Source organism: Psychrobacter sp. GP33 (genome assembly GCF_014119005.1).
Lineage (GTDB): Bacteria > Pseudomonadota > Gammaproteobacteria > Pseudomonadales > Moraxellaceae > Psychrobacter.
In genome coordinates, this window is record NZ_JACGYX010000001.1 from 362,762 (window position 1) to 387,500 (window position 24,739).

16 protein-coding genes, 2 tRNA genes, 3 pseudogenes and 1 riboswitch are annotated in these 24,739 nt (G+C 38.1%); of the genes and pseudogenes, 14 read left to right on the forward strand and 7 right to left on the reverse strand.

Going from position 1 to position 24,739, the window contains the following annotated elements:
• Positions 1–38: 38 nt before the first annotated feature.
• Positions 39–167, reverse strand: a riboswitch (glycine riboswitch).
• 362 nt (positions 168–529) lie between these two features.
• The 4 genes from H2245_RS01580 (at position 530) to H2245_RS01595 (ending at position 4,406) form a co-directional block, all read left to right on the forward strand.
• Positions 530–850, forward strand: a complete 321-nt coding sequence (locus H2245_RS01580; RefSeq protein ID WP_182405330.1) for a YcgL domain-containing protein — start codon at positions 530–532, stop codon at positions 848–850.
• Positions 851–1,091: 241 nt separating this feature from the next.
• Positions 1,092–2,009 carry a hypothetical protein gene (locus H2245_RS12040; protein WP_259365032.1) on the forward strand — a complete coding sequence of 306 codons (918 nt, stop codon included), beginning with the start codon at positions 1,092–1,094 and terminating at the stop codon, positions 2,007–2,009.
• Between the two features lie 237 nt (positions 2,010–2,246).
• Complete coding sequence (locus H2245_RS01590; protein WP_182405332.1) at positions 2,247–3,101, forward strand: MoxR family ATPase; 855 nt, start codon at positions 2,247–2,249, stop codon at positions 3,099–3,101.
• 81 nt (positions 3,102–3,182) lie between these two features.
• The gene (locus H2245_RS01595; protein WP_182405334.1) at positions 3,183–4,406 is read left to right on the forward strand and encodes a VWA domain-containing protein; all 1,224 of its coding nucleotides are present in this window, start codon (positions 3,183–3,185) and stop codon (positions 4,404–4,406) included.
• 589 nt (positions 4,407–4,995) lie between these two features.
• Here the strand turns inward: H2245_RS01595 and H2245_RS12045 are convergent.
• The 3 pseudogenes from H2245_RS12045 to H2245_RS12055 all read right to left on the reverse strand — a co-directional run.
• Positions 4,996–5,181 (reverse strand): annotated as a pseudogene (locus H2245_RS12045) (glycine zipper domain-containing protein); the annotation flags it as partial.
• Positions 5,182–5,235: 54 nt separating this feature from the next.
• A pseudogene (locus tag H2245_RS12205) lies at positions 5,236–5,487 on the reverse strand (glycine zipper domain-containing protein); the annotation flags it as partial.
• Positions 5,461–5,937: pseudogene (locus H2245_RS12055) on the reverse strand (hypothetical protein); the annotation flags it as partial. The pseudogenes H2245_RS12055 and H2245_RS12205, both read right to left, overlap by 27 nt.
• Before the next feature lie 742 nt (positions 5,938–6,679).
• Between H2245_RS12055 and H2245_RS01605 the strand changes: the two are divergent.
• A complete protein-coding gene (locus tag H2245_RS01605; RefSeq protein ID WP_182405338.1) occupies positions 6,680–7,888 on the forward strand; it encodes a globin domain-containing protein in 1,209 nt (402 codons plus the stop codon).
• 294 nt (positions 7,889–8,182) lie between these two features.
• Positions 8,183–9,502, forward strand: a complete 1,320-nt coding sequence (locus tag H2245_RS01610; RefSeq protein WP_182405339.1) for a lytic murein transglycosylase — start codon at positions 8,183–8,185, stop codon at positions 9,500–9,502.
• Between the two features lie 230 nt (positions 9,503–9,732).
• On the opposite strand, the gene H2245_RS01615 is transcribed toward H2245_RS01610, so the two are convergent.
• The gene (locus H2245_RS01615) at positions 9,733–10,467 is read right to left on the reverse strand and encodes a hypothetical protein (RefSeq protein ID WP_182405341.1); all 735 of its coding nucleotides are present in this window, start codon (positions 10,465–10,467) and stop codon (positions 9,733–9,735) included.
• Between the two features lie 1,453 nt (positions 10,468–11,920).
• On the opposite strand from H2245_RS01615, the gene H2245_RS01620 reads away from it, so the two are divergent.
• The 6 genes from H2245_RS01620 (at position 11,921) to H2245_RS12060 (ending at position 19,076) form a co-directional block, all read left to right on the forward strand.
• Positions 11,921–12,607: a WYL domain-containing protein gene (locus H2245_RS01620; protein WP_220464344.1), complete on the forward strand. Its 687-nt coding sequence runs from the start codon at positions 11,921–11,923 to the stop codon at positions 12,605–12,607.
• 103 nt (positions 12,608–12,710) lie between these two features.
• Positions 12,711–14,810, forward strand: coding sequence for a hypothetical protein (locus H2245_RS01625; protein ID WP_182405343.1), 2,100 nt, complete (start codon positions 12,711–12,713; stop codon positions 14,808–14,810).
• Positions 14,788–16,701 (forward strand): dynamin family protein, encoded by a 1,914-nt coding sequence (locus H2245_RS01630; RefSeq protein ID WP_182405345.1) that lies wholly within the window; start codon positions 14,788–14,790, stop codon positions 16,699–16,701. The genes H2245_RS01625 and H2245_RS01630 overlap by 23 nt, the downstream gene beginning before the upstream one ends.
• Complete coding sequence (locus tag H2245_RS01635; protein WP_182405347.1) at positions 16,685–17,683, forward strand: hypothetical protein; 999 nt, start codon at positions 16,685–16,687, stop codon at positions 17,681–17,683. Before H2245_RS01630 ends, H2245_RS01635 begins: the two co-directional genes overlap by 17 nt.
• A gap of 244 nt (positions 17,684–17,927) precedes the next feature.
• Positions 17,928–18,446, forward strand: a complete 519-nt coding sequence (locus H2245_RS01640; protein WP_182405349.1) for a YaaW family protein — start codon at positions 17,928–17,930, stop codon at positions 18,444–18,446.
• A 309-nt stretch (positions 18,447–18,755) separates the two neighbouring features.
• Complete coding sequence (locus H2245_RS12060) at positions 18,756–19,076, forward strand: HEPN domain-containing protein (RefSeq protein ID WP_259365033.1); 321 nt, start codon at positions 18,756–18,758, stop codon at positions 19,074–19,076.
• A gap of 760 nt (positions 19,077–19,836) precedes the next feature.
• Here the strand turns inward: H2245_RS12060 and H2245_RS01650 are convergent.
• From H2245_RS01650 to H2245_RS01660, 3 genes are all read right to left on the reverse strand, one after another.
• Positions 19,837–20,217, reverse strand: a complete 381-nt coding sequence (locus H2245_RS01650; protein WP_182405351.1) for a hypothetical protein — start codon at positions 20,215–20,217, stop codon at positions 19,837–19,839.
• Positions 20,218–20,851: 634 nt separating this feature from the next.
• A tRNA-Asp gene (locus tag H2245_RS01655) sits at positions 20,852–20,928 on the reverse strand.
• A gap of 54 nt (positions 20,929–20,982) precedes the next feature.
• A tRNA-Val gene (locus H2245_RS01660) sits at positions 20,983–21,058 on the reverse strand.
• A gap of 420 nt (positions 21,059–21,478) precedes the next feature.
• Here H2245_RS01660 and H2245_RS01665 point away from each other — a divergent pair.
• A complete protein-coding gene (locus H2245_RS01665; protein ID WP_259365034.1) occupies positions 21,479–23,110 on the forward strand; it encodes a cardiolipin synthase in 1,632 nt (543 codons plus the stop codon).
• 99 nt (positions 23,111–23,209) lie between these two features.
• The gene (locus tag H2245_RS01670; RefSeq protein ID WP_182405354.1) at positions 23,210–24,646 is read left to right on the forward strand and encodes a tetratricopeptide repeat protein; all 1,437 of its coding nucleotides are present in this window, start codon (positions 23,210–23,212) and stop codon (positions 24,644–24,646) included.
• Positions 24,647–24,739: the final 93 nt, after the last annotated feature.

The following is a 24,739-nucleotide window of genomic DNA, read 5'->3' on the forward strand; positions in this document are numbered from 1 at the left end:
ATGTTGATGATTGCAAAAAGCAAATAAACACAGGTGGCATATGTTTTTCAGTCCTTTTACCTGAGCGATTAGCAGGGTAGATGCGCCTTCGGTGGTATTATAGCAGATATAAACGAGGCTTAATAAGCGCTGCATCATGCTATAAAACTCTCTCCTGAAAAACGCTTTTATTATGAAACGTTAACGATTGTTTTACAAGTCATCAAACAGATTAAAATTAAACTGCTCATCAATAGAGGTTTACCGCTTAATTTAGTTATCCCAAACTTGATGATAATTGTTTTGTTTATTTTAACTATTAAGAAAAGTCATATTTGTCAGTATTCGTGGATCTATCAACAATTAATATGGTGCTAGTATTGAAAGCTACTACGTAAAGTCACTACTGATATGAAAGCAAATTATGATAGGCTATCTAGCCCATAATAAAGATTTTATGTGTAGCAACTACTATTCAGTGGGTAGCATTCCTAACGCACGGTATTATTTCCTGACTATTGTTCTTTTCTAGCTTTTAATAGGTTTTTTTATGCATTGTGATATTTATAAATTCCCTAAACATAATGATATGTATGTTTATGTTGCACGCCCTGATTATCCTAATGATACTGATGATATTAAAGACTGGCTAGGCGTATTGCCAAAAGACTTTCGTGCTAGTTTGGGCGTTAGTAAATTTGTGATGCATTTAGATTTAAGTTCTACAAAAGCTTTGGCACGTGTTGATAAAGATGAGGTCATAGCCAAGCTAAACTCGCAAGGGTATTTTGTGCAACTGCCGCCACAAGAGGTGATGCGTAAACAAGCTGAGCTGCGCGCTCTTGAGGCACAAGACAGTAAATACCACTAAAGTTGTTACGCTTACTTGAGCCTATATTGTACGTAGGTACACAAGACAATAACTGAATAGAGTAGCCATAAAAAAGGCTGTATGATGCATTTTGTTATAAAGTCGTGATAAACTAATAACTTATTAAGCGTATAAGTTTATCGTTCTCTATGTTTAGCTTTAACAGTGAGATATCATTGTGGCGGCAGATAGGGTCATATAAGCTTGACGCAAAAATTATAACTCAGGTATCTAAATACGCATGGACTGGTTAAAAAGTATCTTACAAAGCTTACCGCTAGAAAAAATTAGTGACATTCTCGGTGAGATTGTTATCTGGTGGAGCCAGATGGTGAAAGGGGTTCCGCCTGCTGATTTGCCAGCTTACGCTTATATTGGTGGGGGTATTGTGGTACTGGCTTTATGGGTATTGGTTGCTCGTATGTTGCCACGTCCATTGGGCGGTATTAGCTGGATGGTATTGTTTTCTGTGCTATTCGCACCTGGTACTGCGCTTAGTGACCCTAGTACTATTGCGCCAGCTAGCATTAGTGTCGTTTATGCCGTCATGATGAAAGATATGACAGCAGCAGTGAGTAATACTTTGCCAATTTTAGTAGTATTGGTCGTAGGTTTATTTATAGGCTTTGTCTGGCAACTGATTCGCGGGGCATTTGAGTCGAGTTTGGAAGAAGCTCGCCGGCGCATGGCTATAGATACTGAAGCTAATTTGCAGTTAGCTGGCGGCAATTATATTGCTGAACGTGAAATGGTGGCTGATTTTCAGTCAACTGAGATACCTATCGCCGCTCCTATGCCTGAGCTAGAGAAAGCTGAACCTAGAGCCACTCAAGTGAGTTTGAATAAAGCTGTTAAGCATGACGCTTCTAAAAATGTTGCTACTGAATCTGTCGCTCATAAAGTTCTTGTTACTGAACCCGTTCTTAATAAAGAAATTCATAAAGAAAAAGTTATTACTGATACGACAATTTTAACTGCTCCTAAAAAGCCTAAAATTGAGGGTTTTTATAGTAAAAAAGCGAATGAGAGTAAAGACAGCATCGTAAATAATCTTGATACTACCGACGCTGTTGTCAGTAAAGCTAACAATAATGACTTTAAAGAAAATGCTTTACCTAATACCAGTGCTAAGACTGATACTATAAAAGATATAAAGTAGCACTTATTCTTCAAGCTAAACCGATTATCTTTCATCACTGTCTTAATCAGACAAGATAAATAAAAATGACACCTACGGGTGTCTTTTTTTATGGCACAGTTTTAAATTGTTGCTTCATACTTGATTTATAGGACGTTATAGATAGCGAACGCATGAGTATTTTGGCAATCAATGCGGCTGTGCTAACCTCAATGGTTGTTTAACGATTTTCACTATAACAATAACTGAGATTTTATTATGATTGATAAAAAAACTAAATTTACTGGCACGCAAAGCTATATTGCCACTGATGATTTGCAACTGGCAGTCAATGCAGCGATGACACTGCAAAAGCCGCTACTTATCAAAGGTGAGCCGGGTACGGGTAAGACTTTACTGGCAGAAGAAGTTGCCGAGAGTTTAGGGATGCCGCTCATTACATGGCATATTAAGTCGACCACCAAGGCAGAGCAAGGTCTGTATGATTATGATGCGGTGTCGCGTCTGCGTGATTCACAAATTGGTGACGACAAAGTTTATGAGATTGGCAACTATATCAAGCCGGGTAAATTATGGGATGCTTTTACCAGTAAAGAGCGTAGCGTGTTATTGATTGACGAGATTGATAAAGCCGATATCGAGTTTCCAAATGACTTGCTACACGAGCTTGATAAGATGTCTTTTTATGTTTATGAGACCGGCGAGACCATTACTGCCGAGCAGCGCCCCGTGGTGATTATTACCTCAAACAATGAAAAAGAGCTACCAGATGCGTTTTTGCGTCGCTGTTTTTTTCATTATATTGATTTTCCAGAAGAAGAAACCATGCGCCAAATTATTGAGGTACATTTTCCTAATATTCAAGAAAAACTGGTTAATGATGCGCTCGATATTTTTTATAAATTACGTAACGTTCAAGGGCTTAAAAAGCCGCCGTCGACCTCTGAATTGGTCGATTGGTTGACGTTATTATTGGCGGATGATATGGCTCAAGTAGAGCTAGAAGAAAACTTACGCGGTGAAAAGTCTATTCCACCGTTATATGGCGCGCTGCTAAAAAACGAAGCCGATGTGAATTTATTACAGCGTTTTGCCAATATGATGCGTCGTTAAGCGTAAGCTTTACAGCGAAGATTGAAGCTTATGTAAACGTTTAAATCATAACCATATCCGCCAATAAGTGATGCGACTCTTATGTTTATCAAACTATTCTACACCTTGCGTACTTACGGTGTGCCGGTCAGTACGCGTGAGCTGCTTGACTTCAATGCGGCACTTGAGCAAGGACTGATGATGCAGCCGCATTCGGAAGATGCTGAGCTGTTTACCTTTGCCAGTCGTGAAGATATGTACCGACTGATTCGGCTATGTATGGTCAAAGACGAGCGCCATTTTGACAAGTTTGATCGAGCAATGGCGGATTATTTTGAGGGTGTTGATAGTCTTGATATGGATGAGCTGTTGGCTAAGCTGACTGATATTCCCAAAGAATGGCTCGACTTAAAATTAGACCCAAAAAACCTAACCAATGAGCAGCGCCGACTGCTCAAAAAATATGGCTCACTTGAAGAGTTGATGAAAGCGCTTGAAGAACGTCTCAAAGAGCAAAAAGAGCGTCATCAAGGTGGCAGTAAATGGGTCGGCACCGGTGGCACTTCACCATTTGGTGCCTATGGTGATCACCCAGAAGGCGTGCGGGTAGGTGGTGAATCACGTAAACGCAGTGCGGCGAAAGTGTGGGAGCAGCGTAAATATCGCAATCTTGACGATGATAGTCAGCTTGGTACGCGCCAGATTCAGATGGCGCTACGTAACCTACGCCAATTTGCGCGTACAGGTAGTGCTAATGAGCTAGACATCCATGAGACCATCAAACGCACCGCCAAAAAAGGCATGCTCGATATCCATATGCAAGCGGAGCGTCGCAACCGTGTAAAGGTACTGATGTTATTTGATGTCGGTGGTAGTATGGATATCCATGTTGAAGCGTTAGAGAAGCTATTTTCTGCCGCGAAAAATGAATTCAAAACTTTGGAGTTTTTCTACTTTCATAATTGTCTGTATGATTATGTTTGGAAGGATAATAATCGACGCCATAGTGCACCGATGCCAACCTTTGAGCTGCTTAATAAGTATGGGCGAGAATATCGCGTTATCTTTGTGGGTGATGCCTCAATGTCGCCTTATGAGCTGATGACGGTCGGTGGTAGCGTCGAGTATATGAATAACGAAGCAGGTATTGTCTGGTTAAAAAGGGTACTGGCGCATTTTGATAAAGTCGCTTGGCTGAATCCTGAAAATCCAACGTATTGGCAATATACTCAAACCATCAATGAGATTAAGAAGCTGTTTGATAATAAGATGTATCCGATGACCTTACATGGTGTAGAAGATATGACCAATTATATGGCGCGCTAAATATATTGGTTTTATTAATGTTGTTTTTAAAGTAGTTTGACGTTGGGTTTTCAATTAACCACCACAGATTTTCAGTCAAAATAAAAACAGCCTCTACTTGATAGTAAAGGCTGTTTTTTATAACTTTTCAATCATTTATGATAGGTAAGTATTACCTATTCATCAGCTATTAAATTAATGGACGATTCCATGCATCACGTACTGCAAATCTAGCATCCGCCCATTCTAAGCGCGAGTTACCACGTGAAGTAACCCAATCACGCTGCAAATCTTGCTCTACCAACTCAAACGATTGCTCGTTACCATAACGCTTGCGCTGCGCATAACCATAACCGTAAGCATTACGGTAGTCGGTGTCGTAGTTATATTGAGGATTGTAGTATTTAGTTGATATATGCTGGGTACGCCAATATGTGTCTTCTTCCATATTGCCTTCAAAGGCATTAGCAACCGCGTTACCAGCTGTCGCACCAACGACTGCACCTACAGCGCCGCCTACGACTGAACCAATAGGACCTCCAGCTGCACCGATAGTCGCGCCTGCTGCTGCACCGCCAATCATACCCGTTCCACTACTAACAGGATTGGCTTCTTTTTGCACTTCATTATGATCAGTAGGATTGACTGCTTCACCAACTTCTTGACCGCCAGCGCCACCAACCACTGCACCTGCTAAGCCACCTACCACAGTACCAACTGGACCACCAACTGCTGTACCTACAGCGGCACCAGCTGCTGCGCCACCCAGTGCACCAGTACCACTAGCGATAGGGTGCGGCTTTTCATGAGCTTCTGAACTATCAGTAGGGTTGACTAGCTCACCTGCTTCATGTCCGACTTTACTACCAGCGATTGCCCCAACGGCACCACCGACTAATGTGCCGACCGGACCACTAACTGCTGTACCTACCGCAGCACCTGCTGCTGCACCACCAAGAGCGCCAGTACCTGTCGCTACTGGATGAGGTTTGTCTTCTTCGTTATGAATAGGCTCTCTATGACCAGCATAATGAGCATAGGCTTTAGGCTCATAAACTTCACCATTCAAGCGCGCATTGGTTTTGTCCCAACCATCACGCACCATGTCTTTTGCCTGTAGCCAAGTCATGCGCGAATTGCCTTTAACCTCATTCCAGCGTTGCTCAAGCTCAGACTCGTAATCCTCAAAGCGCGCATTTCTTGGATAATGTGCTCGGGTTGCATAACCAACCGCGTAAGCAGGATGGTAATCCGTTTCATAATCATAATCTGCCACATAGTATGGACGACCAGTATGCACCTCTTGCCAATAGGCATATTCAACCGTTGGGTCTAGCATCTCACCAACCGAGCTACCAGCTACGCCACCAACGATAGCACCAATAGCGCCACCAATAAGCATACCTAAAGGGCCACCAATAGCTCCGATAGCTGCGCCAGCTGCTGCACCGCCCGTACCACCAACGGCAGTACCGATTGGATGTGAGCCTGGCTCTCCTGTGATGGGATCAGCATTATCATTTACAACGGTATTACGATTAATATTATCCATGAATTATTATCCTTTTTACTATTATTGTATAAATTTTGGAGAATGTTAAAGCGATATGCTTACATTTATTTTTATACGTCTTATTATTTGCACTGCTTCATTGTGTAGAAGAATGTGTAGAACAAACATCTGAAACTTCATTTTAGTTAATAGCTAAATTCTAGCAATCAATCAGCGACCTAATGGTTGACATGCTATGTTTATTTTAAGAAACATAAATTTGCCATTATGCTGATAAAGAAATAACGAACTAGAACGCTGTGACGGGTCGATGAGTAATATATCTTAAGAACATGGCAGAGGTATGTAGGTACTGGGCGTTAACTTTGCAGTAGTTAGGTAAATGATATTGCCGAAATGGTCAGTCTTGTTAATCCGTTAGTATTGATAATAGTCTAGTGTTTGATTAAGTAAATGTTTAGTAATTTTTATCAATAAAGGAGAATCGGGAACTTAATAGTAGGTTCCGGCATTTATACATCGGAGTATCAACCGTTATAACGTAAAACATGGAACACGCTAGCAGTAAAAATTGAACATAAAAACAAATAAACTGCTTAGCAAGCATTGGTATTCCTAAAAAAATATGTTAACATATATTTAAAATGAATCTTATAAATCAAAGATACTTTGCTTAAGAACTATGATCGCTTAAAAAAGTATTTTTACAAATTGGCTTATAAGAGTTCACCCATTTAAACTTATTAACTAATCATCGTGATGACCCACTAAGAGAGACACAATGGCTACTGCACAAACACTCAAAATCGTAAAAGCAACCGTTCCAGTACTTGAAGAACACGGTAATGCGATTACTACAGTATTTTATAAAAATATGTTCGCTGAGCATCCGGAACTATTAGATATCTTTAATGAGACCAATCAGAAGCTGGGTCGACAGCAAACAGCACTGGCTACTACCGTTTTAGCAGCAGCCAAGCATCTTGAGCATTTAGCAGTTTTATTACCACAAGTGACTCAGATAAGTCATAAGCATCGCGCCTTACAGATTCTGCCTGAGCATTACCCTATTGTTGGCAAACACTTGATTGGCGCTATCAAAGAAGTGCTAGGCGAGGCGGCAAATGACGACATTATCACTGCGTGGACAGAAGCGTATGATGAGATTGCGTCGGTATTTATTCAGATTGAACATGGTATGTATGAAGAGGCAATGTGGGATGGCTTTGCTGAGTTTAAAGTCACTGAAAAAGTAGCAGCGGCAACAGATATAGCTGCATTCACTGTGATGCCTGTTAAGGATAGCTCAGCAGATAACCAATCAGCTATCGACTTAAACAAGCTAAAATTAACAGCTGGACAATATATCACGGTAAAAGTTGAACCTGAAGACAGTGAGCATGTCGCCTTACGTCATTATTCGCTTTATTCTGCCAATACTGATACCGGTATTCAATTTGCTGTCAGACGTGATAACCGCAACGCGCATCATGGTTTAGTGTCTAATTATTTACATGACAACTTACAAGTTGGTGATTCACTATGGTTGTCAGCGCCTGCTGGTGATTTTGCTTTAGATAAAGAGCTAGTGAAACAAAACGAGATACCTTTAGTAATGATCAGTGCAGGGGTTGGGGTAACACCAGTTTTATCTATGTTAGAAGAGCAAGTCACGACCAATCCTCAGCGTCCTATTATTTGGGTATATGCCTGTCAGAATGAGGAGCATCATGCTTTTAATGCCGACGTTAGCGCGCTATTATCACGAGCAGAGCAGGTTGAAAAACATATCTTCTATTTTGATAAAGGACAAATACTAGACCAGGCTTGGCTTGCTTCATTGCCAAAACCAGCTGATCTTTATGTTTGTGGTTCCATGCCGTTTATGGAATGCATCATTGAGGAATTAAATGTCCTTGAACACAGCGGTGATCACGTTCATTATGAACCGTTTGGTCCAAAAATGAGTTTAGATATTAAAGCTGCTTAATCATTGTTTATGACGTTGATCGCTTTATGACAATAGAACCGTGATTAAAAAGGCAAAGTTATTTTATAACTTTGCCTTTTTTGTGTCTGTATTTGCTATAAAGGTTCTGTCGACTTTATCTCTGATTATTGTTACAGTGTTTTTTATATGGTGATAGTCCATACAAGGGATTGTGTCGTTATTAAATCTTGGCTTATTGAGACACGGCGTTAGGATTTACTGTCCTGTTATCTGCCAAATTTTGTTCTAAAATTGTCCTGTTTTTTTTGATTACTTTTATTATTAGAGAACTCTATGATGTCAACAAAGCGCTATTTTGCCTTGATACCCGCAGTGTTACCGGTACTGTTTTTAGCCAGTTGCGCAACCCAAACTCAGACGAATAAACCGGTGCGCCATGGCAATGTGCAAATTAATGAAAATCAAACTATTGTGCGACCAGCGCCTGTTATTGTGCCGCCCAATAAAGTGGTTAAGCCAACGCCGGTGCCAAAAGCAAGTTACAGCAGCTTTGCCGATTGGAAAGCAGACTTTGCTAACCGTGCCATTGCATCAGGCTACAATAGCGCCGACGTTCAGCGTCTACTAGGTTCGGCATCTTTAAATCAGCAAGTGATTTCGTTGGATTCAGGGCAGCCTGAGTTCTCTAAGATGCCTTGGGATTATGCAGATTCTGCGGTATCTGATGCGCGGGTAAATACGGGACGCAGTAAATTTTCTGAACAGCGTGCTTATTTATCAACGTTAGAATCTCGATATGGTGTTAATGCTGAGATTATCGCGGCGATTTGGGGCATGGAATCAGCATATGGTGCAGTAACGGGTAATAGCTATTTGCCAAGTGCGCTGGCAAGCCTTGCTTATGATGGTCGTCGCCAAGCTTTTGCAGAGTCTCAGCTGTTATCATTAATTACGCTACTACAGCGCGGCGATGTATCGTGGTCACAGCTTAATGGCTCTTGGGCAGGCGGAATGGGACAGACGCAATTTATACCGACGACTTGGCTTAAAGAAGGGGTAGATGGCGACAATAATGGACATAAAAACCCGTGGTCAACCGCAGATGCGTTGGCATCAACTGCAAGTTATTTGAGCAATGCCGGTTGGGTACGAGGCATAGCGCCATTTTATGAAGTCAAATTGCCAGCTGGTTTTAATTATTCAGCCGTTGGTACAAAGCAGGCTGTCGCTCAATGGGCAGCACTTGGTATTGATACCATTGCTGACGTTTCATTAGATGCCAATACGCCGATGGAGCTTTGGTTACCTGCTGGTAAAGACGGTCCTGCGCTATTACTCAGTAAAAACTTTGATGCGATTAAAGTGTATAACAACTCATCCAGCTATGCGCTTGGTGTGAGTTTATTGGGCAAAGCAATCGCGCGTCAAGGTGGTCTGCAACAATCGTGGCCACGCTATGAGCGTCCGCTCTCTACCACGCAAGTGACCAATTTACAGCAACGGTTAACCCGTGCAGGCTATGATACACAAGGCACAGACGGAGTGATTGGTACCAATACCCGTAAAGCATTTCAGCGCTGGCAAGCAGATAATGGGCAAACGCCAGATGGATTTATCACTCAGCGTAGTGCTACATCTTTGACTGCCTGGTGAGCTGATTTAACTTTACCATTCTTTGCGAGTAACTATTGGCAGCAGCTGGTCAAAGCGTAATTCTAAATATTATTAATAAAAAAGCATCCAATTTTGGATGCTTTTTTATGGAAGTAAAGACTGTCCAGACTGCTCTTTAATTAATAATTTTTAGTTGATAGCTTTTATTTAAGTATTTTGAATAAAGATTTTCAAAGATTTTAATAATAGTAATACAGAAAGAGTTTAACTTAACGTACTACGCTATCGAGTAACTGAAAAGGTAGAGTGACCACGTCAAAGGCGAGTGCAAAAGGTAATAATACTAATTTTTGAACGCCTGTTTTGCCATCATATGACACATCATTTCGTTGTGACTGAGTATAAAAACTGACCGTGTAAGGTTTGCTTAGTGGACGATATTTGGACTGAATGAGGGCTAAATTATTAACCTGCGGATAAATAGCGCCTTTAACGGGTACTTGAAAACAAAAGCGCTGGGCGGCAATGCGTGCATCACTAGCAGTCGTACAGTCCTGCCCGCCATTTTGTAGAAAAAACTGATAATCGGCGCGTTTAAATTCATCTTTTAATTTGGCATAAGACAGCTGCATGTTCCCTTGAAAGTAACCGTCATTATTAGGTACATAAAAAGACATGTCATTTTGAACTTGGATATTCTTCGGGGTCAAATTGGTTAATAGAGTCACCATTTCTGTACCACCTTGGGTCAGAACGTAGCTGTTTTTATTGCCGACAATAACCATAGTAGCGTTCGGCATATTTGGTAACGACTGGGCAGGACGACCAAAGGCAACGATTTGATCTTCAGATAATATTTGCTTGGTGCTTGTATTAGTGACATGGCTTGGGCTGTCCAATAACGAGCTGGTAGCACACCCCGTAATCATAAGTATCGTGGCTATCGATGCACCAAGTATTGCCGACTTATATTGGATAAAATGAGAGGGAAAGATAGTCATCATTAGGCATCCTTGTCTATAATATGAAAGCAGTTATATAAAAATAACTGTATACAGACATCGTACCTTTTTTACCTCACCATTACTCTTTAAAGTTTGTATTGAATAGTGTGGAGAGAAGTAGATTTATTTCAGTGATGGTAGCTTTTCTAACAATGGCAAATCAAAGAACGCCGAATATAAGAACGGTAAAATATTCAGACACAAAAAAACCCCAAGTAAATAAATACTTGGGGCTGAAACTTTGCTTAAACTTAAAAAGTTAACTAAGTTTTAAATATGGCGCAGCGGACGGGACTCGAACCCGCGACGTGACAGGCTAGACCCACCATATTTCATTAAATGATATTAAGTAACATTAACCTACAAAGCTTTATAGCAAAAGAGTTGTAGGTGATTTTTTATTAGGACGTTTAGCGTATTTTAATATATCTTAATAAGGGTAATAAATATATTTTGGTCACTAAAATAGCCTAATTATTAGGCATTTATATGTCAAAAATGCCTAATAATCGGGCTTAGTCATTCTGATTATATTGGTCATTTTGTCCATTCCTCCCCACTCACATCTGTGTTGTTACTATAAGCTAAGCAGCCGCAGGATACTCTCTCAGACTAGATATAGCTGCATTTTGCTCATCACTTTAAGAATCGATACTCCCAGACACCCTCCAAAATCATTTTCCAATTTCGTATTCTTGACACAACCTGTCATACCCCTACGCTACACTAGTGCTTTATCTTTATTTATGAGTGTTAGCAATGATCTACCTAGAAAAATTCTTAGATATAAAAGACTTTCCTATTAAGCGATCTCTCTAGAATACGGCAACTGCCTCAAAATATTCCTATTTGGTTTGAATTTGATTCTGGTCAACGTATTAATTTGAGTAGCAATACAATTATTGAAGATACAACAGGCTTATACTAATTTTTACGGTGTCGTGGACAACGTCTTATTGCCAAACAAATACGTGTGAATTCTAAGTTCATATCAGTACCGCGTCTTTATACAACGATTATTTTTTACGAAAAAAATTATTATAATTGGCAACTTTAATATCACAACTTTTCTACTAAATTACCTTTATTACATAAGTATATGAACATCAATAGCTTACTAGCAGATATGACCTACGAGCATCAAATATTGATTGTTAAATATATATAAAAGTGCATAATCACATTTCTGTATGGTTCATGTAATATCATTACAATTTTTTATACAGTGTGAAATGAGTAATAGTAATTGAATTAAAAAAGCATGAACGTCTTGCATATCGCTTATCTGATATTATCGTTAGACTCAACAACGGTGAACGGTTAGATATTTTTGAGCTAGCAGATACCTATAAGGTATCTATTCGTACCCTAAAAAGAGACTTTCAAGATCGTCTAACTGTCTTAGATTTTAGTGAAGCAGGTCCACAGTTTTATTGTCTCAATGCTAAAAAAATTGGATATTACTGATATCAAACGCTTCGCTAACTTTGCCAGCGTCCAAGATCTCCTACCAAAAATTGACCGCCAATTTTTTCAAGAACAACTCAATCAAAGCATACTCGTTAAAGGTTTTGCTTATGAAGACATTAGCGCGCGTACTAATGACTTTAAAGCCATTAATCAGGCGATTAGCAAGTGCCAATATATTGAGTTCGATTATCGCAAAGTGAGTCATAATGCGACTGATAACAGTAGCAAACATCATCGTTTGCAGCCTTATCGTCTACTCAATAAAAATGGGGTTTGGTACGTGGTTGGGCAACGTGATGGACGGACGCAGGCGTTTTGCTTTACGCAAATAACCCATCTACAAGTCAATACCGACACCTTTGTGTGCTGTGAGGATGTCAAAGCGCAAATATTAAGCACCGATAGTCTGTACTTTAGCAATCATATCAGCGAAATCATATTGCAAGTGGATGTTAAGGTCGCAGGATACTTCGAGCGCCGTGACCTATTGCCTAATCAGGAGCTGATACGTCGTCTTGATAGTGGCGATTTGCTGCTAGTCTGCAAAAATGTACACCCAAGAGAGGTCATTCCTATTGTGCAGTACTGGATACCGCATATTCGGGTAATCAGCCCAAGTGCGGTTCAGGCGGAGATGAAGGATGGTTTGAGAGGGTATTTATCTATATAAATTTAATACATATAATTGATTTTTTTATTGTTTGTAGGCTTAAACGTATATTTATTCAATGAGTAAGAACAATTTTTTGAACTGCAAAATGGAGCGTAAAAAAATGAATGCTGAATATTTAAAATTATTAGAAAGCAACTTAAGACAGGTAATGAACATTGCTTGTGATCTTGATAGCTGTAGTAAAGAGACTTTGAAAAAAATTGTTGAAACTTATCGAAAAATTCGCTTGAGTCGTCTGTTAGCTAACGAATACTTCGTAGCCATTGGAGGTACACAAGGAGCAGGAAAAACCACTTTGCTAAGCACCATCTACAATGCTGAGGATTGGCTTACTTCTAATAGTGGTCGGGGGGAGCAAGTTCCTGTGTTTGTATATGAAAAGCAAGGCATTACAGAAATAATGGCTAGTAAGATTGTTTTTAACACAAAAACAAAAAAAGAATCTGAGATTCAGTGTGCCAAAGAAGAGTTTAAAAAGATTATCACTCAATGGGAATGCGATGGTAAAGATGATGAACGTGTCGTTTACGTCAAATTATTTGTACCTGTAGTATTCGACATTCCCTTTGGTTGGGTATTATTACCAGGGTATGAGGTAGAAACTCATAAAAACTATGCTTGGCAGCAGCTTATGCGCTATGTCATGACTCATGCTTTAGGCGTTATCCTTGTGACTAGTGAAGAAAGACTGGCACATGTGCAAACTGATATTACTGATGACTTAGCAGAAAGCTTACAATCGCGTCAGCCAGTTATTGCTATCTCTCGTTCAGAAAACTATCGTGATAATGAAGAAAAAATAAGCCAACTCACTAAACGAGCAAAAGAAGTCTTCAAGGTTTCAGAGGATAAAGTTATTTTTACAGGAACAGATCTGAATAATTGGAAAGATAATTTTGAAAAAGCTGTAATACCTCTATTAGATAAAAACTCTGCTGTAGAGAATAATAAAATCCATACTTTGCTAGAGGTCATTGATAATGATTTATCAGAAGTCATAAACGATCTTGAAGGACTAGCCCTAAATGCTGAGATTAGCGATAGTGCTCAAAATAGCTTAGTAGATAAGCTTATAAATAAGTTTGATAATTCTGCTAATAAGTACAAACAAGATTTATCAAAAGAGCTTAGTAGAAAGACTGCTACCTTGGTAGCAGACGCTATCCAGCAGGCTCAAAAAGAATACGGTGATGAAGAAGTAGGCCTAATAAATAATGTAAAACTAGGCTTGAAGCATATTACATTTAACGGCTCAAAGATTGATGATAAACGCAAAGAAAGAGTTAAAGGTAACTTTACCCCTACAGCCGTTATGACTTCAAACTTAAATGCTATTAATGAAACCGCTCAAAATCAATTAAACTTAGAGTTAAGCAGTCATACATCTAATAACTTATTAGGTTATTCAGATACGAAAATGGACAATTACGAAGACTCACCAGCAGACTATCATGAGTCAGTTAATGCGGGACTTAGAATATTATTAAGAAAAGAAGAGTTATCTGAAAGTGCTAGCAGCAAGAAAAATCATAACGAAATAATTGAAAAAGCCATGGAGGTACTGCCTGCTGTAGCAATGGAGTACTCTCGCATTGTCCAAATTGCTTATTTACATTCAGATGGAGATACCGTTGCTTTTAAAAATAAGCTCGAAAATAGCAACCTTGACACAACAGACCTACAAGGACTGATGGCAAATGTCGTTAGAGATACTGATACAACTTCTGAAGGTGTCAAGACAGTTATGGGTATAGTTGGGTCACTAACAGGCTTGGACATGATGGATGGTAAACTTGATGGGCAAATTGATTTTTCAGATAAACCATCGAATAGCAATGATGGGTTACAAACAGCTGCATTACTAGCTACTAGAGTAGCAGGTTTAGCGGTTGCAGTTGGTGCTGTAGCATTTACTGCATACCAAATGTCTAACTCCGTTAATCTAACAGATAAATCAAACAAAACATTTATTGAGGCATATGCGCAAGATTTAGGACGTAAAAACAATGCGATGGTAATTAGTGAGTATGATGAGCATATGCAAAAAATATCACAGTATTTACGTTCAAATTTAGAGCAAATGTATGGTATAGGTTCAACTGATACTCAACATCATCTTATGGTTGCACTCAAATATTTAAAAAATGCTCATAAAGACGTACGGAGAGTATTGAACAATGAACAACTTAACATGGCCTGAAGTTTATCAACATAGATTTGAGTGGGCTAAATCAGCTCATTCAAAGTTTATGCTAAAGTTTGACAACGACCTATATTCAACACGTGAAATCAAAGATCAAATATTTGTTGCCGTTTATGGCGCTTCACAAGTAGGCAAAACATCTTTAATCCTTGAGCTAATAGGCGTACTTCCAGAACACTATAGTACCGTTCAGAATGTTCTTAGAGCAGATAGAGACTATGGAAGATCTGCTACATCAACTGTAGTTCGCTATCGTGCTTCTAGTGATAGCTATTGGCACATACATGATGTTGGCGAAAATAGCAACGATAGGATAAATCTAAATAATAGCCAAGCCAAAAAAGTTTTAGCAAAAATTCGTTCTGATATGGAAGTTGTGGGAGGCCAATATAATGTCGAAGAAATTGATATCAGTATTCCTGAAGAATATTTGAGTAAAAAAAGTAATCGATATAAAGATATTGTCATTCGCGATTTACCAGGAGTTAAAGCAGAAAACAATAATGAGCGCGAATTTGTTACTAAGGCGATTAAAGATAAGATTGAAAAAGCTGATTTGGTGCTATTAGTTACTACTATCGATAACATAGGTTTGGTAGTACAGCCTGAAAACTTAGAATTAGATGAGTTGCAAAAATGGAGAGTTAACCCACAAAGATTTAAGATTGTCTTTACTAGGTTTTATTCAGACGACTCAAGTCTAAGGCTCTGTAACCAGCTTCATGAGCAAGAAGGTTCTATAAATAAAGACGATATTCGTACTCATATTCAAAAGCAAATACATACTTTGGATAATGATTGGAAATGGGATGTCAAAAGCCAACTCTACGCATTAGAGGTAGGAGATAGTTGGTATAAGCTTGAAACAGGCCTCAGTGAAGAGACTCAGTCGCTAAAAAAGATTAGGAAAGATTTTTTTGATGAGCTAAACGATGTTATTTACTCTGCCAGCAATCCTATCATCAGACTTTGTCACGGATACCAAATTGGTAATATTTCTAAAAATTTTAAATCAGAAAAAAACCAAGAAGCTAATATTGATCTGTCTAGGATAGAAAAAGAGATCAAAGATATCGATAATGAAATAAAAGATAGTAATATTAATATCAATAAGCATCAAATATCTATTAATGGCGAGAAAGAAGATTTAAATAACCACATAGTATATATCAGTAATTTTTACAATGACTGTAAAAATAAACTTTCGCATGTAAGACTCGAAAATTTAGAGAAAATCATAAAAGAGCCTAAACAAAAAAATACTAATATGCTAGATGACTATTTACGAAAGAATATTTCAAATATCCAGGATGAGTGGGAATTAATAAAACGAGAAAGTATAGGTAGTATTAATTTGAGTGATTTTCCTCACTTAAGTGATATAGATGATATGCAAGCTCATCTAAACAACTATGCCTTTGAAACCTATTTCTTTCAAGACAATTATAATAGTGATTTAAATAAAATAAAATCTATTATAGATAAACAGTTAGCAGTTATAAACGATTCGCTAAAAAATTCTTATTTGAAGTATCTAGGATATATAGAATTAGAAAGCAAGAAAAAAATAAAAAAATCTGAAAATATTATTTCAAAGCTAAAAAATAGAGAAAGAGATTTAGTCAAAAAAAGATACCTTTTATACAAAGAAAAGTCGAACTTAGAAGAAAGCTTAATCAGGTTTAACTCTGACCGTGATTTAGAAATAGAAAATAGTAATAACTTCTCTGGGTTTGTCCAGAATGAATTTAAACTAGCCATATCTGATTTTTCAAATCTTGCTAAAGAAGAATCAGATAATATGAGAAAACTATATTGGATAATGTTAATTAGACAATTAAATATTGACTTTAAAGTTGTAGAGGGAAAAAATGAAGGAAAAAATTGATTACGAAGAGTCTTTTGATATATTAGTAGAAGATATATTTGGCAAGATGATAGAAGAAAAAAACTCTAACCAAAAAGAGGAAATGCTTTACGACATCGAACTTCAAATAAACTATACTAAACAAGAGATCTCAAAAAATAGTAGTAAATTAAGTGGGGAAATATGTAGACTTGAAGATTTTATCAAAAATGATATTGAGTTAGAAGATGTAGCAAAAAGGATAAAAAAAATTGATAATAAGTCTCAGGACTTGTTAGAAGCTATCGACGAGTATAGTGTTAATACAAAAAATAATTTATCAGACTTAAAGTCATCATTAAAAGCCAGTAATAATGAAAATACTAATAATATTGCTGAAACCCTAAAAAAATATAATCAAGAATTAATTAAGAGTGATGAACTATTAACTAGCTTACTAAAGTCTTCAGATCTGAGCCATAAGAATTTAGCTGAAGAAACAATGCAGGCTATTTCCGATGTTAGCCAGTTACTAAACAATAATCTTAATACTTTATTGAGTAATATAGAGGATAACCGTCAGTTTACTGATGATACATATCAGAAATTTATAGAGGTTTTCCAGAGAGAGAAAGAAATATTACTAGAACACTCCTCTAATTTAGAAAAATTATTTTCTGAAAAAAATAGTCATAATTTTAGTAAGTTGTCAGAAGAAATTTCTATTATCAATAAATTGGTTTATAGTAAATACGACTCTTTACTACATCAAATAGATAAAAACAGTCAAATAATAGATGAAAAAACCACTTCAATTAACAAGACTATTGAAGCTAAATATGAACAACTAACCTTTAACCTAAAGTCTACCACGGATGAAGCACTTGTTAAGTCAAATAGTAATTATGACATTACACAGAATAAACTGGATAAAATATCCTTATCAAATAAAATTTTAATTACTTTAAACTGCCTTTGTTTAATAGCAGTTATAGTCGTTATCTTTTTAATGTATAGTTCTTAAAACGTAACTTTTAACTAAATATATTTTAATCGCTGCTTAACTGCTCTGAGCATACTTTATGAAGGTCTATGTAGACTTGGAACCTAATTATGAAAAATACTGATATTTATGACAGTAATCTTAATACTGTTTTGGATAAAGCATCTAACGAAGATCTCGATCCATTAGTTGAATATCTCAGTAAGAAATTTTCTTGTGATCTAGTAGTAGATAAAGTCTATAAAGAGAGTTCCCCTAATCATTCATGAATATGTTTCGAGGCTTCGAAGGGCCGTCATACCATGAAGTTGTATGTGACGTAGCGTCTAAATTGAAAGCAAGTTATGACAAAAATGACAGTATAGAAAATATTGAAAACTCGATATTAGAAGTTATTCTGACTAAAGCTTTAGAAAAGATGACAAATGAAGAAAAGCAACTACTACTAAAGGAGATGGGAGGGAAGTCTAATATTAATATAGCACTTCTCTCTACGAAAAGTTTTCTTACTTTATTTAGAACTGGGGGTTTTGCTTCATATCAGATGACCCTGATTATTGCTAACCAAATGTCTAGAATGTTACTAGGTAGAGGACTTATATTTGCAACTAATGCTGCTTTGATGAAGTCAGCATCATTACTTACGGGTCCTTTTGCATTGGCAGTAACTAGCGTATGGATCGCTATAGATATGTCTGGACCTGCCTACAAGGTCACCATATCATGCGTCATACATGTTGCTATGCTCAGAAAGAAAGTTAATCGAAAACGATTTAAATTTTAGTAATAAGAAAAGCAAAATATTTAACTTTTAATTGTTTACCACGGTATCTATCTAATAGTAGAGTTATTTTCAGAACGTCCAAATGACTAATGTTCTGGAGGGCTATTCCCGTCACTATTATTACTTTAGGTGAAGTACTTTTCAGTTCCTACAACTACACTACTGGTTCACACCATTAGACAAACTTATATTCAGGACTCATAACATGTTTTCAAAGAAATATTTACTACAAAATAAGTAAGCTAATCAAGCCGAGTTGTATAATCTTTATAATTTCGGTTTTTTTACATCGAAAAAGTATAAATCAATATGGAAAATATCTTAATTAATAGTTACTACCAAACTCAAAAATCTGAGTTTTCTGACCCATTTCGCTTGCGTATGCACCGGTCATTAAGTTGGCTGTCTAAGGCAATGAGCGTCGATGATGACGACATACGTTTCATCACTCTATGGATTGCGTTCAATGCAGCTTATGCTCGTGAAGTGGTCTTGTTTACGACTAGTTCAGAGCGCAGTGAGTTTAGACGCTTTATACAGCTGATATGCCGTTTAGACATTGACCAGCAGGTCTATAAGCTAGTCTGGGAGAAATATTCCGGTAGCATTCATATATTATTGGATAACTAATATACATTTCAGCCATTTTGGGATTATCAAAATGGTCTGATTAGTCAGCAAGCATGGGAAGAAGATTTTAAACGTGCAAAAGATAAAGCTCACCGTGCACTGAGTAATAAAGATACAGATACAGTATTTGATAGGTTATATACCCTACGTAATCAAATCATACATGGCAGTGCCACTCACAACAGCCAAGTCAATCGTTCACAAATTAAGGACAGTGGCGCTATCTTATCTGATATCTTGCCATTAATGTTAGGGATTATTATGGTAAACCATAGCAAGATGGACTGGGGAAAGCCATTTTATCCGGTCGTAAACTAGCAATTATTTTAGTATAAGCTTCTTACTATAAACAGTTCAGTACAGGACTAGTTTTTGCCGCCTCATTGCTAAAAATTAGGCTCTGTCAGTGCTACAGTCGGGCATTAATACATGCCCTAAGATTTCAGCCAAAGTGTTATATTGCTCCTCAGAGCTGCCCACAAAATTGGAAGATCTGTTAACTTTTAACTTAGAGAATTTTAATACTTTAAGAAACCAACCTTATATTTATATCGTAATTATTGACCACTATAAAGGCTTATTGTGATTCTAAATTGTGTTGCGATCCATATCTAACAGTTCGGCGTAATCAGCTTGGCGCAAGTAGCTCCTGCTATTATCAAACACCTTGTTCCAAATATTACTATTATAATCTTGAGTAATTTTTCTTAGTGCTGATTCTATAAAGCCAGGCCTTTTGAGTGAGATTAAAGACATAGATCTAATAAAATCCATAAAAATAAAATATATCTTGATTGGAATCCTTCTCAATACGCTTTTTATGTTCAGGGTTAGTAGTATCTTTAGATGTCTTATAACTGAGAAAAAGCGTAGTACTTTCACTAAGCTCTCTAAGATTAAATAGAGGTGAAAAACAACCTCCAATCAACAGATATTTATTAGCACCTTTACTTATCAGTGATACATTATGGATAGGTAGACTAGGGTAACAATCAAATCTATCGCTTATCAGCTTAAGATACTCTTCTTGCCCTCCTGCAACATATGCCTCGATCATCAACTCATAGAGTTTTTTAGCCAATGGATGTAAGTCAATTTTAGTAATATTCTTAAATCTGATAGTTTTTGCGGATAAATTCATTTTATTGAAACCTCTAGATTTTATCTAATTAAATTTTTCGCCTATCATGATGTATACATAATGACAGAATATTTGTAATGTCCGAACACTCCACTGACTAATAGGAATATTAGAATCCAGTCTGTTCTCAATTCTTATAGGCTGAGTTTAGCTCGTTAGTGAAAGCTCAGCTCGAATCTGTTTTTGATATGACCTACCTTTTTCGTAATCGACTTCAGTAAATTCTATTTGTGATCGAGGTATAGTCTTTAATGCAAGATTCCAAGAGGTTTGATCTGCCTCTGAGGCCTGCTCAGATAAGTGCAAAAATCTACCAGACAGTTTAACCACTGGCACATCGAGTAAGGGCTTTACTAAATTCTATAAGGTTCCAATTGCTGTACCAATTCTTGAAAAAAAGGCTACCTTATAAACGTTGTTAAAAAGGATCGTCTTCATTCCTGTCTTTTAACAATCTTGGTCACAAGTCACATTAATAGTATAGGAATAAGCAATCTGCTTTCGAGCTAATAGTAGAAGTAAAAATAGACAGCCTTTATAAAAAAGGCTTTAGAGAGAATTACAGACACAAAAAAACCTCAAACAATCTAATGTTTGAGGTTGAAACTTTTGTATTAAAACTAAGTTTTAAATATGGCGCAGCGGACGGGACTCGAACCCGCGACCCCCGGCGTGACAGGCCGGTATTCTAACCAACTGAACTACCGCTGCTTAGGTCGTTTTTAGCGTCTTGCTCTTATTAAGGAGCCCACTTCGCTAAAAGAGTGGTGGGTGATGACGGGCTCGAACCGCCGACATTCTGCGTGTAAGGCAGACGCTCTACCAACTGAGCTAATCACCCTGAGAAGCGTTTAAAAATTGCAGTGCAATTTTAGCTTCGCAAGAGAAAATACTTTAAATAATATTTTCTAAAGCTTTATTCACTAAAGGAGTCATTCTTTAGTGAATATTCGAAATATCTTAACGATATATCTAACAGCATGGAACTCATTAAAGCCCGTTGCTGTGGGTGTGTAGTATATAGATTTATAACAGACTGTCAAACATTATTTTTACTATTCTAGAAAATAATTAGCTATAGCAGAAAAGTACAGCATCTGCGCCGTCTAAAAGTGCTATCGTTCTGTCTACTTGTATGCCTACTAAAAGCCACTATACTAGGTATATTTTTATCGTAGTATAAACATTATTGCCGTTTGACGCCTTTAATAAATAAACACAGTGGGGTAATTGGTTTGAGTCGAGTTATGTACTGATGGAGATGCCTGTAGAGACTTTAGTGATCGACCCACAAGTTGCGAGTTGGACTTGGACAGACTTTGCAGGATTGGGTTTAATCTTGCATATTATTCTGATGGTGGTGCTCACGCTGCGCATTGTCTCCGTTCAGCGCAATATCGGTGTAGCAATTGCGTGGATAGCAGTGCTGTTTACTTTACCGATATTCGGTCTGATTGCCTATATTTTGGTTGGCGAGCCGATGATTGGTAGCCGTTATCGCAAGCGCGTCCAACAGGCAAGGCAGCTGATGAATGAAATGGCGCAGCGTGAGCGCTTGGTATTTAATAAAGGGCAAAGCTTACTGCCAATGCATTATCGCGGTGTGAGCCAAATGGGCACGCGTTGGACAGGTTTTGGGGTATTCCCTGAGCATCAAATGCAGCTGTTGACCACGCCCCATGCTATTTTTCAGCGTTTGATTGCGGATATTAATAACGCACGACGTACTATTTTGATGGAGTTTTACATTTTATATCCAAAAGGTCAGATATTGGAGGTCATTGATGCGTTGATGGCAGCGGCTCAGCGCGGCGTAGAGTGTCATATTCTTATAGATAGTGTGGGAAGTTTTAGTTTTTTTAATAGTGATGCGCACAAATCATTAGAAAAGGCAGGCGTTTTTGTCCATCAATCGCTACCCGTAGGATTATTTAAGACCTTGTTTCAGCGTTCAGATTTACGCAATCATCGCAAGATTGTGGTAATTGATGAGCATGTCGGCTATATCGGCAGCTTTAATTTGGTCGATCCAAAGTTTTTTAAGCAAGATAAAGAGGTTGGGCAATGGATTGATGTGGCAATCCGCAGCGTTAGTGAACATGAGGTCAGTATCACAACAGCAATGGCTAAGGTTGTCGTCACAGATATCAGTGCGGAGAGCAATGACAATCTAGACGCTTTGGATAAACGGGTTAATAGCTATACACGCAAATTATATGTGCGTAATCCGACCATTAATGAGATGAATAGCCGGATAAAGGTTCTCGATGAAATTATCAATTATCTTGATCCGCCTAGTATGGGTGCAAAGTCTATTGTCATTCCGCAAATGCCGGTAGTAGAAGGTGTAGTGGCGCAGTTGATTCCGTCCGCACCACAGGTTACGGCTCATGTAATTTATCATACGCTGGTTACTGTTATTCACCGTGCCAATCATCGTATTCGTATTACGACGCCTTATTTTGTACCCGATGAAGCGTTATCAGGCGCATTGATGACGGCAGCAAAAAGGGGCGTTGAAGTTACCTTAATTATTCCTGAAAAGGTTGATTCATTCTTAGTACAGCATGCGTCACAAGCGTACTATCAAGATCTATTAGAGGCAGGCGTGACGATTGCGCTTTTTAAAGGCGGGTTGTTGCACGCCAAAACGGTGGTTATCGATGATGACTATTGTCTGTTTGGCACGGTTAATATTGATATGCGCAGTTTTTATCTAAATATGGAAGTCACGTTGGCAATTTATACGCCAGAGATGGTAGCGCAAGTGGCAGACTGCCAAGAAACATATTTACAAAACTGCCGGTTTTTGGGCTTAGAGGAGTGGCAGCAGCGTAGCAACCACGAGCGTTTATTTGATAATGTCGTGCGATTATTTAGTCCTTTATTGTAGCGCCCTAGGTTTTAGGTTAAGGTAATGGGCATTATATTTCATGCTAATTACTTTTCATTTACTGTTTATGTGATATTTATATAAGGATAGGCTTGCCTTATGCCGCTTCCCTCAGTTAAATCTGCGCTAATAACTCCGCTTGATTATATGGCTGAAGGCTATTGGCAAGATTTTTTAGCCAAGCGACCTATTACAGGCGGTATCGCTTATGAGTCAGCATTACAAAATAGTAACCTTGATGAGTCTTTGCTGAGCTTACAACGGGTTGATACGTTATTGTCGCAGATACGCCGTGATTTGATTCAAGCGGATAGATGGAATGAGCAGGCAATACAAGCAGATGATAAATATCGTAAATTACTAATATTTTTGGCGTTTTATACTGGGCGCGTACTGGAAAAATATAGTCAAAAAACTGTTCATTGGTACGGTCAATTGGAATTACGTACGCTTTATCTGCAGCTAAACACTATAAACGATGATTTTTATCGTCATATGGCATTGTTTGTTGAGGATGTTACCCCTGATACACTCGTAGAAAATTCAGTATTGCCTGTGTTTTTTGCTTTAGAATCTATTGGTATGCGTTTATTTGGGCATATCGATCGCCAGTTCCGTACTATTTTTGGCGGGCAAGTTGCTGGTGGGTTATATCAAGCAGTGACTGATTTCTTGTCTACACTTTCTGCTAAAGCTCAGCCTAATGCTATTTCTAAACCACAATTAATATTTAAGTCTGAACTTGAGCCAGTAGTAACCGCAACACCATTGCGATCCATTTCTTCTCAATCAAAAATTTCTCAACCGCAAGCTGTAATGCCTAAAAAGCAAATCATAGAGTCAGTCGTTCCAGTTATCTCAAATATTTCAGTCGCCCCAAAACTGCCAATTGATGAACCGTCAACCACTAAGAATTTAATAAAACCAGTTATCGTTACTCCAGAGATATTTACTCAGTTACTTATTGAGCTTAATGAAATAGAAGTTGTCCAAACCGCTGGCAATAGTGAATATCAGCAAGCGTGCAAGATTCTTGATCAGTTTGAACGGCATATTGCCAAGCAAGATAAATCTCGTGCTCAAGTGATGTTTTCTGAGGCGCATCAAAGCGCTCGCCAACGCGCCCTGCAACTATTAGCAGAGGCAGCCACCGCCGGAAATACTGCAGCAATGGCACGGCTGGCAATGTATGAGCTACTGGGTGAAGGACTGAAAACGGATAAAAACAGCAGTCAATTAGCAGGAGTAGAGTGGATTAAGCAAGCGGCTAGTGCAAATGACAGCCGAGCCCAGCGCCTGCTTAGCAAACTGTATTATCAAGGCGTAGGTGTATCACAAGATATGGATGCGGGTAAACTTTGGCTTGAACAAGCCGCTAAAAATGGGCACCCTGAGGCAGCAACGGTGCTGGCGCAATGGCAGCAAGCGCAATCATTGATATCCGTGCAACAAAAGGAACAGGATAGTATAAAGCGATATCAGCTTTTGATAGCGGCTATTGCCATAGCCGCTTTATTATTGATTATCTTCGTATAATTTTTTTATAACGCATCGCTGTAAGTAATAACTGTTTATGTCTATTCATATCTATTTATTATTTAATTACTGTCTAACCAATTATTAATCTGA

Coding starts and splice junctions, on each gene's coding strand:
- H2245_RS01580 (WP_182405330.1), top strand. CDS start 530: ATGCATTGTGATATTTATAAATTCCCTAAACATAATGATATGTATGTT.
- H2245_RS12040 (WP_259365032.1), top strand. CDS start 1,092: ATGGACTGGTTAAAAAGTATCTTACAAAGCTTACCGCTAGAAAAAATT.
- H2245_RS01590 (WP_182405332.1), top strand. CDS start 2,247: ATGATTGATAAAAAAACTAAATTTACTGGCACGCAAAGCTATATTGCC.
- H2245_RS01595 (WP_182405334.1), top strand. CDS start 3,183: ATGTTTATCAAACTATTCTACACCTTGCGTACTTACGGTGTGCCGGTC.
- H2245_RS01605 (WP_182405338.1), top strand. CDS start 6,680: ATGGCTACTGCACAAACACTCAAAATCGTAAAAGCAACCGTTCCAGTA.
- H2245_RS01610 (WP_182405339.1), top strand. CDS start 8,183: ATGATGTCAACAAAGCGCTATTTTGCCTTGATACCCGCAGTGTTACCG.
- H2245_RS01615 (WP_182405341.1), bottom strand. CDS start 10,467: ATGATGACTATCTTTCCCTCTCATTTTATCCAATATAAGTCGGCAATA.
- H2245_RS01625 (WP_182405343.1), top strand. CDS start 12,711: ATGAATGCTGAATATTTAAAATTATTAGAAAGCAACTTAAGACAGGTA.
- H2245_RS01630 (WP_182405345.1), top strand. CDS start 14,788: ATGAACAACTTAACATGGCCTGAAGTTTATCAACATAGATTTGAGTGG.
- H2245_RS01635 (WP_182405347.1), top strand. CDS start 16,685: ATGAAGGAAAAAATTGATTACGAAGAGTCTTTTGATATATTAGTAGAA.
- H2245_RS01640 (WP_182405349.1), top strand. CDS start 17,928: ATGAATATGTTTCGAGGCTTCGAAGGGCCGTCATACCATGAAGTTGTA.
- H2245_RS12060 (WP_259365033.1), top strand. CDS start 18,756: ATGGAAAATATCTTAATTAATAGTTACTACCAAACTCAAAAATCTGAG.
- H2245_RS01650 (WP_182405351.1), bottom strand. CDS start 20,217: ATGAATTTATCCGCAAAAACTATCAGATTTAAGAATATTACTAAAATT.
- H2245_RS01665 (WP_259365034.1), top strand. CDS start 21,479: ATGCCTGTAGAGACTTTAGTGATCGACCCACAAGTTGCGAGTTGGACT.
- H2245_RS01670 (WP_182405354.1), top strand. CDS start 23,210: ATGCCGCTTCCCTCAGTTAAATCTGCGCTAATAACTCCGCTTGATTAT.